14 protein-coding genes are annotated in these 12,987 nt (G+C 42.5%); 3 read left to right on the top strand and 11 right to left on the bottom strand.

The window, feature by feature from the left end; translation table 11 throughout:
• Window positions 1-198 precede the first annotated feature (198 nt).
• The 6 genes from nuoH to IPP77_07570 all read right to left on the bottom strand — a co-directional run bounded on the left by nuoH (window position 199) and on the right by IPP77_07570 (window position 4,418).
• The gene (nuoH, locus tag IPP77_07595) at window positions 199-1,275 is read right to left on the bottom strand and encodes an NADH-quinone oxidoreductase subunit NuoH (GenBank protein MBL0309527.1); all 1,077 of its coding nucleotides are present in this window, start codon (window positions 1,273-1,275) and stop codon (window positions 199-201) included.
• Window positions 1,276-2,394 carry an NADH-quinone oxidoreductase subunit D gene (locus IPP77_07590; GenBank protein MBL0309526.1) on the bottom strand — a complete coding sequence of 373 codons (1,119 nt, stop codon included), beginning with the start codon at window positions 2,392-2,394 and terminating at the stop codon, window positions 1,276-1,278.
• A gap of 5 nt (window positions 2,395-2,399) precedes the next feature.
• Complete coding sequence (locus IPP77_07585) at window positions 2,400-2,957, bottom strand: hypothetical protein (GenBank protein MBL0309525.1); 558 nt, start codon at window positions 2,955-2,957, stop codon at window positions 2,400-2,402.
• Window positions 2,958-3,067: 110 nt separating this feature from the next.
• Window positions 3,068-3,526, bottom strand: coding sequence for an NADH-quinone oxidoreductase subunit C (locus tag IPP77_07580; protein ID MBL0309524.1), 459 nt, complete (start codon window positions 3,524-3,526; stop codon window positions 3,068-3,070).
• Window positions 3,523-4,077 carry an NADH-quinone oxidoreductase subunit NuoB gene (gene nuoB, locus IPP77_07575; GenBank protein ID MBL0309523.1) on the bottom strand — a complete coding sequence of 185 codons (555 nt, stop codon included), beginning with the start codon at window positions 4,075-4,077 and terminating at the stop codon, window positions 3,523-3,525. The genes IPP77_07580 and nuoB overlap by 4 nt, the downstream gene beginning before the upstream one ends.
• Window positions 4,068-4,418 carry an NADH-quinone oxidoreductase subunit A gene (locus tag IPP77_07570; GenBank protein MBL0309522.1) on the bottom strand — a complete coding sequence of 117 codons (351 nt, stop codon included), beginning with the start codon at window positions 4,416-4,418 and terminating at the stop codon, window positions 4,068-4,070. Before IPP77_07570 ends, nuoB begins: the two co-directional genes overlap by 10 nt.
• A gap of 177 nt (window positions 4,419-4,595) precedes the next feature.
• On the opposite strand from IPP77_07570, the gene IPP77_07565 reads away from it, so the two are divergent.
• The 3 genes from IPP77_07565 to IPP77_07555 are packed head-to-tail and all read left to right on the top strand — an operon-like array spanning window position 4,596 to window position 7,908.
• Window positions 4,596-4,946: a 4Fe-4S dicluster domain-containing protein gene (locus IPP77_07565; protein ID MBL0309521.1), complete on the top strand. Its 351-nt coding sequence runs from the start codon at window positions 4,596-4,598 to the stop codon at window positions 4,944-4,946.
• Window positions 4,947-4,980: 34 nt separating this feature from the next.
• Window positions 4,981-6,870 carry a 2-oxoacid:acceptor oxidoreductase subunit alpha gene (locus IPP77_07560; protein MBL0309520.1) on the top strand — a complete coding sequence of 630 codons (1,890 nt, stop codon included), beginning with the start codon at window positions 4,981-4,983 and terminating at the stop codon, window positions 6,868-6,870.
• Window positions 6,871-6,873: 3 nt separating this feature from the next.
• Window positions 6,874-7,908 carry a 2-oxoacid:ferredoxin oxidoreductase subunit beta gene (locus tag IPP77_07555; protein MBL0309519.1) on the top strand — a complete coding sequence of 345 codons (1,035 nt, stop codon included), beginning with the start codon at window positions 6,874-6,876 and terminating at the stop codon, window positions 7,906-7,908.
• A gap of 780 nt (window positions 7,909-8,688) precedes the next feature.
• Here the strand turns inward: IPP77_07555 and IPP77_07550 are convergent.
• From IPP77_07550 to IPP77_07530, 5 genes are all read right to left on the bottom strand, one after another.
• Window positions 8,689-8,916 (bottom strand): T9SS type A sorting domain-containing protein, encoded by a 228-nt coding sequence (locus IPP77_07550; GenBank protein ID MBL0309518.1) that lies wholly within the window; start codon window positions 8,914-8,916, stop codon window positions 8,689-8,691.
• 79 nt (window positions 8,917-8,995) lie between these two features.
• Window positions 8,996-9,670: a LamG domain-containing protein gene (locus tag IPP77_07545; protein ID MBL0309517.1), complete on the bottom strand. Its 675-nt coding sequence runs from the start codon at window positions 9,668-9,670 to the stop codon at window positions 8,996-8,998.
• A gap of 262 nt (window positions 9,671-9,932) precedes the next feature.
• Entirely contained in the window at window positions 9,933-10,916 is a 984-nt protein-coding gene (locus IPP77_07540) for a T9SS type A sorting domain-containing protein (protein MBL0309516.1), read from the bottom strand.
• Window positions 10,917-11,266: 350 nt separating this feature from the next.
• The gene (locus IPP77_07535) at window positions 11,267-11,683 is read right to left on the bottom strand and encodes a SufE family protein (GenBank protein MBL0309515.1); all 417 of its coding nucleotides are present in this window, start codon (window positions 11,681-11,683) and stop codon (window positions 11,267-11,269) included.
• Between the two features lie 64 nt (window positions 11,684-11,747).
• A complete protein-coding gene (locus IPP77_07530) occupies window positions 11,748-12,974 on the bottom strand; it encodes a cysteine desulfurase (protein ID MBL0309514.1) in 1,227 nt (408 codons plus the stop codon).
• Window positions 12,975-12,987: the final 13 nt, after the last annotated feature.

Genomic DNA, 12,987 nt, shown 5'->3' with positions numbered 1-12,987 from the left:
CTTCTTTAAGGGAGAATAAGCGGGTCAACAAGGGAGAATAAGCGCCTCGTATTGTTCAAAAAAGGCAATATATCAAAGGGTAAGCCCGTGTCTTGGGCTAATAGCTACCAATCTTTCGTTGTCAAGGATTGGATAGCTCTACAGTTGGACACAAGAAGGTTGAAAGAACTTGTCTTTTCCCTCCAGCCGATGTTTCTATTAAAAATGCCAGTCCATGATTGCCACAATAGTGGCGAGGAGCAGATTGAAAAGTCCGATGGGAAGCAGGTACTTCCATTCCAAATTCAGCAATTGATCAATACGTAGGCGGGGGAAGGTCCACCGAAACCACATAATAAGAAAAATGAGGAAGAACACCTTGCCGAAAAACCACACGATACCGGGGATGAAATCCATAATATGATTGAAGGATGTCCACGGACCAATATGAAAAGGCATCCATCCACCGAGAAATAGCGTGGCACCAATAGCACATACCACAAAAATGTTGGCGTATTCAGCTAGAAAAAAAAGTGCAAAACGCATGCCGGAATATTCGGTATGAAATCCTGCCGTGAGTTCAGATTCTGCTTCAGCTAAGTCAAATGGTGCCCGGTTAGTTTCGGCAGTAACAGCGATAATGAATATCACGAAAGCAATGAATACCGGTATATGTCCTTTAAATATCCACCACCCGTTTTCCTGAGAAGCAATAATATCATTGATAGATAGGCTACCGGTAAAGACGACAATGGAGAGAATGGATAGACCGGCGGAAAGTTCATAGCTGACAACTTGTGCGCCGCTTCGCATAGCACCCAACAGGGAGTATTTATTATTGCTGGCCCAGCCCGCCATCAAAATTCCAATGACTGAAATAGACGAAACCGCAGAAACATAAAGCACGCCGATGTTGATATCCCACATTTGTATACCCTTCGTAAAAGCAATGGGTGCCATAATCAGCATAGCAACAATCAGCACTATAAAGGGCGCGAGGTTGAAAAGAAATTTATCGGCACCGTCCGGCACCAGTCCTTCTTTGATAACGAGCTTCAAAGTATCGGCTGCTGTTTGTGCTAGCCCTTTATAACCCACCCGGTTAGGCCCTAAACGAATCTGCATATAGGCTGAGACTTTTCTTTCCATGAAAACGAGAACCAGACCTAGGAAGGCGAATAGGGAAATGACACCAATGCCAATCATCACCATTTCAATCAGCCATGCTAATAGCGGAGGTAGCGAAGTGGAGAGGACTTCGTGAATAAAGAGGGCGATATTTTCGAGAGAAATCATTTATCTATCAATATCCGGTATCACTAAATCTAACGTTCCCATAATCGCCACGAGGTCGCCAATCTTTGAGCCGCGTGCCATGTGGTCTAAGGCGGAGAGATTGGAATAGCCTGGTGAGCGGAATTTAATTCTGTAGGGAGTTAATCCTCCCTCACTTATAATATACACACCGAATTCTCCACGCGCAGTTTCCACGCGAGAATAGAATTCGCCTTTCGGTAATTTCAATACTGCTTTTGTCTTTGCCTGAAAATCTCCTTCGGGAATGTTATCAATTAATTGCTCTACAAGCGAAATAGACTGGCGTAGCTCGCCCATGCGAACCATATAACGGGCGAAGCAGTCACCACCGGGTTCAAGGATTTCTTCAAACTGCAATTTTTCATATCCGTCATAAGGAGCCATTTTCCGGATATCACTTTTCACGCCAGCCGCACGAAGTACCGGTCCGCTGCAACCATAAGAGATGGCGTCTTCCGCAGAAATTCTTCCAACACCTTTCATCCGCCCCTGAAAAATGATATTGTCCGTTACCAATTCATCATACTCCGGCAGTTTGGATTTAAACTCCACTAAAAACTCCTTTACTTTCTTTTGAAAATTTGGATGCAGGTCGAACATTACTCCTCCGGGAATGATATAGTTCATCGTCAGCCGTGCGCCACAGGTTTCTTCCATGATGTCGTTAATCATTTCGCGCTCGCGGAAAGCATGAAAGAAAGGAGTGAGGGCTCCCACGTCCATGCCCAAGGCCCCCCACCACAGGCAGTGAGAAGCGATTCGGGTAAGCTCCGCCATAAGAATACGTATGACTATAGCCCGCTCCGGCAACTCGACCTGAATTCCCTTTTCAACGCATAAAGCACAGCCTTGATTATTGATGTGGGAAGACAAATAATCCATCCGGCTGGTTGAATAGATAAACTGCCGATAGGAAAGACTTTCGCACATCTTCTCAATGCTGCGATGAATATATCCAAGATGAGGCTCTACTTTTTTAATCGTTTCGCCGTTCAGGGTGACGATGAGGTGCAGCACTCCGTGTGTGGACGGATGTTGCGGACCTATATTAATAATCAGGTCGCCTTCGGTGGTGGTGGCTATTTCTTCATATTGCATTGAAGCTATTTCTTAGGCTTAAAAGATTTAAACATTTCTCTAAACATTTTTGCGGGACCACTAAATACTTCATCACTTATCCAAAGGTCCCCATCATTTGAGTATTGAAGAATCGCTTTCTTTTGATCATAATTATGAGAAAAGTTTTTATGTATGAACGCCCGTCTACCATCTTTCAAAGTGACTTCGTAGCAATTAAATTTCTTTAGACTCTTTTTTGCCTTGATTACCTCGAAATGCTTTAAAGATAATTCATATTGATATGGATTAACTTTCGACAGCCATAGCTCATGTTTATTCCTTTCAACAAAAAACTTCATTTTCCCGACTAAATGTGCTCTATCTGCTCTCACATAAGCTATGACTCCGTTTGTTAGAGTTACTTCTATCGTATTTGGAATTTCTGGTACTTCTCTAAATTTGACTGGACTAACATCTGTCGGATTGAAATCGTCAAAATAAAAATATTTTGACTTTAAAATCCAAACTTCACTACTTGCATTTACCAATATAGCTTCCTTTTCATTGTAATTTTCAAAGAAGAATTTATCAATATTTGCCATAGAGCCTGCCCTAAGTATTACTCTATATCTTGTAGGATAATACCCAATTTTTTCGTAAGATTTTATTTCGGAAAATGGTAACATATCTGTACAATGTGCTGAGTCATACCCTATAATTTAATCATGTTTACCTCGTCCACATAATCTTTTCTAAGCGGCCACCCTTCCCAATCATCGGAAAGTAACAATCTTCGTAAATCGGGATGATGTAGAAATTTGATGCCGAACAAATCGTAGGCTTCGCGCTCATGAAACTCTGCTGTTCGCCAGATTTGTGAAACGGTTTCTATTTCCGGATGGTTGCGGTCTACGATTTTCGTTTTCACCACGATGATGTGTTCTAGTTTAGTAGAACGCAAATGATATACCATACTGAGATAGGATTTCCAATCTACCGCCGTGACACAAAACAAATAGTCAAAATGCAATGGATGGTGCGAGCGCAACTGCCAGGCCAGCGGAAGCCATTCTCTGGAGTCAATCAAAACATTCAGCCATTCCCCCGCTTCATCAAAGGTAGCGGTTGGGAGGATTTCAGTAATTGTTGCTTTAAGTTCTTCTTTTGTCACGCCGACTTTTTCTTATTGAAATCTTCAATCGTTATTTTTTCACGCTTTCCTCCCGCTTTGATTTTTTCTTGTAGGGTAATCAGCGCGTGAATCAATGCTTCCGGGCGCGGGGGACAGCCAGCTATGTACACATCCACCGGAATAACGTGGTCAGCACCTTTCACTACACTGTAAGTATTATAAAAGAAGGGGCCACCCGACGTGGCACAAGCACCCATTGCTACTACATAGCGCGGTTCAGGCATTTGGTCATAAAGTCTTTTAAGCACCGGTGCCATTTTATTCACAATTGTTCCTGCAATGATAATCACATCGGCTTGCCGGGGGGTGGCTCTAGCTACTTCAAATCCAAACCGGCTCCAGTCATATTTGGCGGAAGCCGCACTCATCATTTCAATGGCACAACAACTGGTTCCAAAAACCAATGGCCATAAAGAATTGGAACGAGCCCAATTGAGTACATCTTCAATAGAAGAAACCAAAACCCCTCCACCGGGTGATTCTACCACGTTTCCGGGGAAAGGTTGTTGCGGATATGCTTTTACATCCATTTGAGCGCTCCTTTTTTATGAGCATAGAGAAAACCAACAAAAAGAATAAAGAGGAAAATGACAATTTCAAAAAGTGCCACTAATCCTACTTGCTTCACTACCACGGCCCAAGGATATAAAAATACCAACTCTACATCGAATATTAGAAAGAGCAAGGCAAAGAGATAATAGCCCACATTCATTTGATTCCACGTGCGCCCCTGTGTAGGCACCCCACATTCATACGCCTCTCCCTTCTGAGGATTATGCGATGTTTTTGCAAGCAACTTTGAAACCAGAAGTCCGCCACCGGCAAAAGCAATTCCACAAATAATTAAAAGGATGAGAGAAGCCGAGCCCATTTTATATTTTTGACCTTTGGATAATTAAAACAATAATCGTGAATAGCAGTGATGAATTATAGCAAATGGTCATTTTTTATTAGCAAATTTGCAATTATCATTTGAACTATTCAATGTAAAGTACTTATTTCGATACCGGTATTATAAATTCAAAAAACAAAACAAAAACAAATTATTATGGCAATCAAAATCACAGATGTATGTATTAACTGCGGCGCTTGCGAACCAGAGTGTCCGAACGGAGCTATTTATGCGAATGGCGATAGTTGGAAGATTTCGGATAAAACGAGTGTGAGTAGCACTTATACATTATTGGATGGAAGCACTACAGAACCGGGTGCTGTTCATACACCCATCTCGGATGATTATTTCTATATCGTCACTGATAAGTGTACCGAGTGCAAGGGATTCCATGATGAACCTCAATGTGCTTCGGTTTGCCCGGTTGATTGTTGTCTGCCCGATTTAGATCATCAGGAAACCGAAGATGTATTGCTGGCGAGAAAGTCAAGACTACATACCGCTTAAGAGCCTTCTAATTATTGATAACAGATTAAAACTAATGGATACAACTTTGGAACCTAAACCATCACGCAGCACAGAAGTCAAGGTGATGGAAAGTATTGTCATTCGCTTTTCAGGCGATTCGGGCGATGGAATGCAATTGACTGGAATGCAGTTTACAGATACTGCAGCCTTGCTTGGACAAGACCTCTCAACCTTTCCCGAATTTCCTGCAGAAATTCGTGCACCGGCTGGAACGCTGGCTGGTGTATCCGGCTTTCAGGTTCATTTTGGAAGTAAAGAAATTTTTACGCCCGGCGACCAGTATGATGTTTTAGTCGCTATGAATTCGGCAGCCTTAAAGAATGATTTGCCTCGGTTGAAGACCGGTGGTATTATTATTGTAAACACCGCCGGTTTCGATTCTAAGAATTTGAAACTAGCGGGTTATCCCGAAGGTGCACCAAGCCCATTAGAGGATGGCACGTTGGAGAATTATGACCTGTATAAAATTGATGTTACGAAGCATACCAAAGAAGCGCTGAAAGATTCGCCACTGGGTGTGAAGGAAATAGAGCGTAGCAAAAATATGTTTGTGTTGGGTGTGCTGTTTTGGATGTTCGATAAGAGCATGGAATACACCATCAAAAACCTACAGGAAAAATTTGCCAAGAAGCCGGAAATTCTGGAGGCAAACCTAACCGCTTTGAATAGTGGCTGGAACTTTGGAGACAATACAGAAATTTTTAGAACTCGCTATCGCACCACTGCTGCCAAACTTCCGGTAGGTACCTACCGGAACATTTCAGGTAATCAGGCTTTGGCCATCGGTATTATTGCCGCGGGAGAGAAATCAGGCTTGGAGATTTTTCTAGGCTCCTATCCTATTACTCCGGCGTCTGACATTTTGCATGAGTTGGCAAAGTATAAAGCCAACGGTGTAAAAACTTTTCAGGCAGAAGATGAAATTGCAGCGATATGTTCTGCTATTGGTGCGGCTTACGCCGGTTCACTAGGAGTAACTACTACTTCCGGTCCCGGCGTGGCTCTGAAGTCAGAGGCTATAAGTCTGGCGATGATTTTGGAAATACCCTTATTGATTTGTGATGTTCAACGCGGAGGGCCTTCCACCGGTCTGCCCACAAAAACCGAACAGGCCGATTTATTGATGGCGATGTATGGGCGACATGGCGAAGCTCCTCTTCCGGTGATTGCGGCGGCTACACCGTCTGATTGCTTTGATGCGGCGTATGAAGCAGTGAGAATTTCGGTGGAACACATGGTTCCGGTTATTTTACTGAGTGATGGCTATATCGCTAATGGTTCGGAGCCTTGGAGGTTTCCAACAGAAGATAAATTAAAACCCATTCACGTAAAATTCTTGACTGAGAACAATAATCCGAATGGAAAGTTTCTTCCTTATAAGAGAGATAATCGCGGCGTTCGTCCTTGGGTGAAGCCCGGAACCAAAGGATTAGAACATCGCATCGGCGGACTGGAAAAACAAAATGAAACCGGTAATGTTTCTTACGATTCAAAGAACCACGAGTTGATGGTAAAACTACGTGCGGAAAAGGTGGAGAAGATTGCCGACGACATTCCACTCCAAAAAACAGATAGCGGACCGGAAAAAGGAAAGTTGTGTGTATTAGGTTGGGGATCCACCTATGGCACCATCAAAACCGTGATGAATGAGCTGCATGCCGAAGGCTATAAGGACTTGTCCCATATCCAACTTCGACATCTGAATCCCTTTCCAAAAAATCTGGGCGAGTTACTCCACGGCTTTGATAAAGTATTAATTCCGGAAATAAATACGGGGCAACTACTTCAACTCATTCGTGCCAAATATCTCCTTCCGGCCATTGGGTTCAACAAGGTGCAAGGCTTGCCCTTTGATACGGAGGAAGTGAAGGCGAAAGTTTTAGAAATCTATAATCAGAAATAAGTGATGGAAACAGTAACAGAAAATACTCCACCGGTTAAACAGACCGCAAAAGATTTTATTTCCGATCAGGAAGTGAAATGGTGTCCCGGCTGCGGCGATTATTCTATTTTGAAACAAGTGCAAACGGTTCTTCCAACCTTTGATATTGGCTTGGAAAAATATGTTTTTGTATCCGGCATCGGTTGTTCGTCGCGCTTTCCATATTATATGGCTACCTATGGAATGCATAGTATTCACGGCAGGGCAACCGCGATTGCCAGTGGGGTGAAAGTGGCCAATCCTGAATTGAATGTTTGGGTAGTGGGTGGCGATGGGGATATGCTTTCTATCGGAGGCAATCACTTCATCCACATTCTGCGACGCAATCCGAATATCAAACTGATGTTGTTCAACAATGAAATTTATGGTTTGACCAAAGGACAATACTCGCCTACCTCGCCCAAAGGAACTACTGCCAAAAGTACACCTTATGGTTCAGTAGATGAGCCTTTTAATCCGGCTGAACTGGCACTGGGAGCCAAGTCCACTTTTTTTGCCCGCACCTTAGACCGCGACCCTAAACACATGCAGACGATGATTCAGCGTGCCAATGGCCACCACGGAACAGCTATGGTCGAAATATATCAGAATTGCCCGGTGTTTAACGTCGGAGCTTTTTTCATGTTCACCGATAAGGAAACCAAAAAGGAAGAGGCTTTTTTCCTAGAGCAAGGGAAGCCGCTGGTGTTTGGAGAGAACGAAAGCAAGGGAATTAAATTAGATGGATTGAAGCCGGTTATTGTAGAACTGGGCAATGGGGTGTCTAAAGATGACCTTTGGATTCATGACGAAAAAGACAAGAGCAAAGCCTTTATTCTTGCTGGCTTTGCCGATAACCGGGAAACTCATTTCCCGCGCGCTTTTGGTGTTTATTATCAAGAGAACCGCTCTTGTATAGAAGATGATATTGCTAATCAAATCACCGTTGCTAAGGAAAAGAAGGGCAAGACTCCTTTGAACAAAATACTGAGTGGCGATAAGACTTGGATTATCTCATAATCGCCAATCGAAGTACACTTTTGCTGGCTACCTGTCTGAAAAGAAAAGTCTTTTTGGGCAAAACTGTTCTATGGTGAAGGCTCCTTCAGCTAAGCCGGTAGCGAAATATATAGATACATCTGGAACAATAACCTGCGCAACAGCAAGGGCAAATTCGTCATGGGATCAAGCCATGAACACGAAGAGCTTTATACGAATGGGCAAGAAGCTGTAGGTCTTTGGGTCCCTCTGTTTAGCCGTTTCGTTGCAAACGCCTTCGATTCGCTCTAAAACCGCAAGTGCTCGCATTCAAATTCTCTCGATTCGACCCAAAACACATCCTATTTGTGCCAAAACATGAATTATTCGATCCAAAACGCCATCTGTTTTGACCAAAATAGATGGCGTTTTGGTGTGATCATCCCGCGTTCGCATCAAAACAGCTCGCGTTTTGTGCAAAACGCGAAGCGTTTGCAACGAAACGGGGGAAAGGAGGTGCCTATAGATATAAAAGGCTGCCTAATAGCTCTTTAGATAAGATTAGACCTTGTTTGGAGGAAGGGAAATACGTCAAAAAGCAAGCCCGAAAGCTCGTTTCTGACCCTATGGAAGAATACAGATACTTCTGAAAGTTTACCTTGAGGGTAAGAGAAGAGATGATTTGAAATTAGGTAATTCAAGACGCAACAGAGCATTACAAATACCCAACCGTAAACATCCTCGATGCTTCGCATTGACTTCCCTTCAGAGAAAGACGAGTTGAGAATCTAAGCTGAAAGAGTTACAGAGCGGAACAATTCATTATCTCTTTACAAATTTAGCTCTCTGAACACTCGAGTTGTTTTGCAATTCTATAATATACATACCCGATGGAAGGTCTTCGACTGAAAGTGAAATGCTGCTTGCCAATATCGTCTGCTTCTTGACTAGTACACCTTGCGCATTGAATAAGTGCAGTACAGAGAAAGGCGAGACATTCTTGATAGTAATTGCGTCCGTAGTTGGGTTTGGATAAATCAGGAAGGACAATGAATTATTATCCTGCGGGATACCCGTTGGGAAACAAAAGTTATCCGATACGTTTCCGCTAAAAGTGGATTATTGGCATTCAGCAAATCTGATCCATAGGTAACTCCATCAAAAGCTGAGTTTCCTGAGCATTTTTATAGTCGCCATTAAATTTGTAATAAGCAAGCAAACCCGGTTGTGATGTTGGGTTAGGAAGGTCATACATGTTATTAGAAATATCAGCTTGTGAACGAGCGGTTCCCCAAATGCGCACTTCATCAATATATCCGGTGAATTGCTCGTTAAAGCCCAAGGTGTAAGTTAAATTACCGATACCGACTACATAATTATTCTGAAATAAGGTTCCGGTCCAATGTTGCGCAGCAACCTGTTTTCCGTTAACAAAAAACTTTATACTATCTCCATCATAGGTACCGGCAACATGATAGGTTGAATCCATACAAAGTGGTAATGGATTGGCGATTCCGACAAACCCATCCGTTATAGTCTTAATGGCAAAATTGTCCGGACGGAATAGATAGCTACAATCATAAGCATTAGAGTGTTTAGAAACAATATCATAAGCATCCGGTATGTAGGTAGTGCTTTGCATGGTGACGAGTGCTTCAACCGTAATTGAATCACCGATAACAGACAGGTCACCAATATCAATTCTGTTATTGGTTGTTCCCGAAGGAAAATTAAGCCACTTTTGACTGAATGCAGCGAAGTTTAGCGCAAGCACAATAGTTGTAAGGAGTAATTGTTTTTTCATTTGATTTGGGGTTTAGATTTGATTTAATATTGTTAAGTGGACTTATTAAAAATAATGGCGCAGGACATTCATTTTCTCTATGTTTCGTGTAGCTTTTTAAGTGGTCATTTGAGTGATTGATAACTCCCTATGCGAGATTAGCTCATCAATTTTGATATGGCAATATTCTTTTTTGAATTTGAAACCTTTATAAATGAGGCGTTATATATGGCGAAGCTAATTGGTATTCTAAGCTGAAAGAGTTACAGAGCGGAACAATTCATTATCTCTTTACAAATTTAGCTCTCTGAACACTCGAGTTGTTTTGCAATTCTATAATATACATACCCGATGGAAGGTCTTCGACTGAAAGTGAAATGCTGCTTGCCAATATCGTCTGCTTCTTGACTAGTACACCTTGCGCATTGAATAAGTGCAGTACAGAGAAAGGCGAGACATTCTCGATAGTAATTGCGTCCGTAGTTGGGTTTGGATAAATCAGGAAGGACAATGAATTATTATCCTGCGGGATACCCGTTGGGAAACAAAAGTTATCCGATACGTTTCCGCTAAAAAGTGGATTATTGGCATTCAGCAAATCTGATCCATAGGTAACTCCATCAAAAGCTGAGTTTCCCTGAGCATTTTTATAGTCGCCATTAAATTTGTAATAAGCAAGCAAACCCGGTTGTGATGTTGGGTTAGGAAGGTCATACATGTTATTAGAAATATCAGCTTGTGAACGAGCGGTTCCCCAAATGCGAACTTCATCAATGTATCCGGTGAATTGCTCGTTAGCGGTCAAGTTAGGAGTTAAATTGCCAATACCGACTACAAAACTATTCTGAAATAAGGTTCCGGTCCAATGTTGCGCAGCAACCTGTTTCCCGTTAACAAAAAACTTTATGCTATCTCCATCATAGGTTCCGGCAACATGATAGGTTGAATCCATACAAAGTGGAATAGGGCTGGCAAGTCCTACAAACCCATCCGTTATAGTTTTAATGGCAAAATTGTCCGGACGGAATAGATAACTGCAATCATAAGGACTCAAGTGTTTAGAAACAATATCATAAGCATCCGGTATGTAGGTAGTGCTTTGCATGGTGACGAGTGCTTCAACCGTAATTGAATCACCGATAACAGACAGGTCACCAATATCAATTCTGTTATTGGTTGTTCCCGAAGGAAAATTAAGCCACTTTTGACTGAATGCAGCGAAGTTTAGCGCAAGCACAATAGTTGTAAGGAGTAATTGTTTTTTCATTTGATTTGGGGTTTAGATTTGATTAAAGAATGTTTGATGGTTTGTAAAAAGTACAGGAGTGAAATTAGTTATCCAACTTCGCTTTGTTAATAATACCTTGAATTTGAAATCTTGTTAGCATACAGGATTTGTCTTGTTTGGCAAAGCTATTAGATATTTTGATAGAACATGCTTCAGTCTTTATTTAAGTAAAGCAATTTTTGCCCTTTCCCGTTCCTCTGGTTCCTCACTTTCGTGGAGGATAATATCAAGAGTATCTTCCAGTTCTCCCAAAAATTTGTGGCTGGATTTCAATTATTTCAGTCGTTCCAAATCAATCACCAGAGCGGTCTTTTTGCCCACTTCATCGGTTATATATCTGCCTCCGCATACCGTCTCATCTTCTGAATCATAGCACTCAAGCCATTGGCGCGTTGGGATGATAAGTGAGAACGAAGGTTGATGCGGTCAATAAATACAAGTGGGTTGGTAGCAATGTCCTCGGCTTTTTGACCGGAAAGCACGCGAACCAACAGAGCAATCAACCCTTTGGTGATAGCCGAGTTGGAATCTGCTTCAAAAAAGATTCGGTCGTCTTTGGTAAAAGCATGAAGCCATACCTTGCTTTGGCAGCCTTTCACGATGAAATCATCGGTCATGTACTTAGCATCCAAGGGGGCTAACTTATTTCCGATGTCAATCAGGTGTTCATATTTGTCCATTGGGTCATCGAACAAATCAAACTCCTCTACTACTTCCTCTTCAATATTCTGAATGGATTGTTCCATGTGGCAAAGTTAAATAAGTGCAATGGTTTCGCCAGAGATGCTAAAGAAAAAGCGAGAAAAGAAATCAGGAGAGCATTTTCACCGCCTTCTTCAGCGCTTCCGTAAATCGGTCAATTTCTTCAAAGGTATTATAGAAGGCAAATGAAGCGCGGCAGGTTCCCTCTATACCAAACTGATCCATCAGCGGTTGACAGCAGTGGTGGCCCGTTCGGATGGCGATGCCCTGTTCGTTGAGCAACACACCTAGATCGTAAGGATGAATGTCTTTGACCAGAAAGGAAAGGACAGAAGATTTTTGTTTGGCAGTGCCGATAATGCGCAGCCCGTTTATCTCCTGAAGTTTGCCGGTGCCGTATTCTAATAAGTCATTTTCGTAGGCAGCAATTTTATCCAGTCCTATTTGGTTCAAATAATTCAATGCCGCACCAAGCGATATTCCACCCTCAATGTTTGGCGTACCAGCTTCAAACTTATAAGGCAGTTCGTTGTAAGTCGTTTTGGTAAAACTCACGCTCTTAATCATTTCGCCACCGCCCATGTAGGGAGGCATGGCATTGAGCAGTTTTTCTTTGCCGTAAAGAACACCGATGCCGGTAGCAGCAAAAACTTTATGACCACTAAAAGCCAAGAAATCGCAATCTAGGTCTTGCACATCTACTTTCATGTGAGGCAGCGCTTGCGCTGCATCAACGAAAACGATGGCTCCTACCTGATGTGCTTGCTCGATAATTTTTTTTACCGGATGAATAGTACCCAGTGCATTGGAGATATATTGAATCGAAACGATTTTGGTTTTGGGCCCGAGGAGCTTTTCATACTCTTCAAAAATTATTTCCCCGGAATCGCTAATAGGAATCACTTTCAGAACAGCACCCTTCTCTTCACACAACATCTGCCAGGGAACGATGTTAGAATGATGTTCGATGCCACTGATAATGATTTCGTCGCCCGCTTTCAAAAATTTCCTGCCATAAGTGGAAGCCACCAGATTTATCGCCTCGGTGGTGCCGCGCACAAAATTGATTTCCTTTTCTGAAGCGTTCAGATGATGAGCAACTGTCTTGCGCGAATTTTCATAGGCTTCCGTAGCCAAATGTGCCAAATGATGAGCCCCTCGGTGAATGTTGCTATTATATTTTTCGTAATAGTCGCGAATGGCATCAATAACTGCCTGGGGTTTTTGTGACGTGGCGGCATTGTCAAAATAGATGAGAGGCCGACCATTTATGTGTTGGTGAAGAATAGGGAAGTCTTTCCTGATTTGCTCCACCGTTGCGGCTTGAAGTTTCATGGTTTCGGCGGCC

This window comes from Bacteroidota bacterium (assembly GCA_016722375.1).
GTDB lineage: Bacteria > Bacteroidota > Bacteroidia > Chitinophagales > LD1 > Bog-950.
The sequence above is the reverse complement of the archived record's forward strand: the minus strand, read 5'-3'. Positions and strand labels throughout refer to the sequence as shown.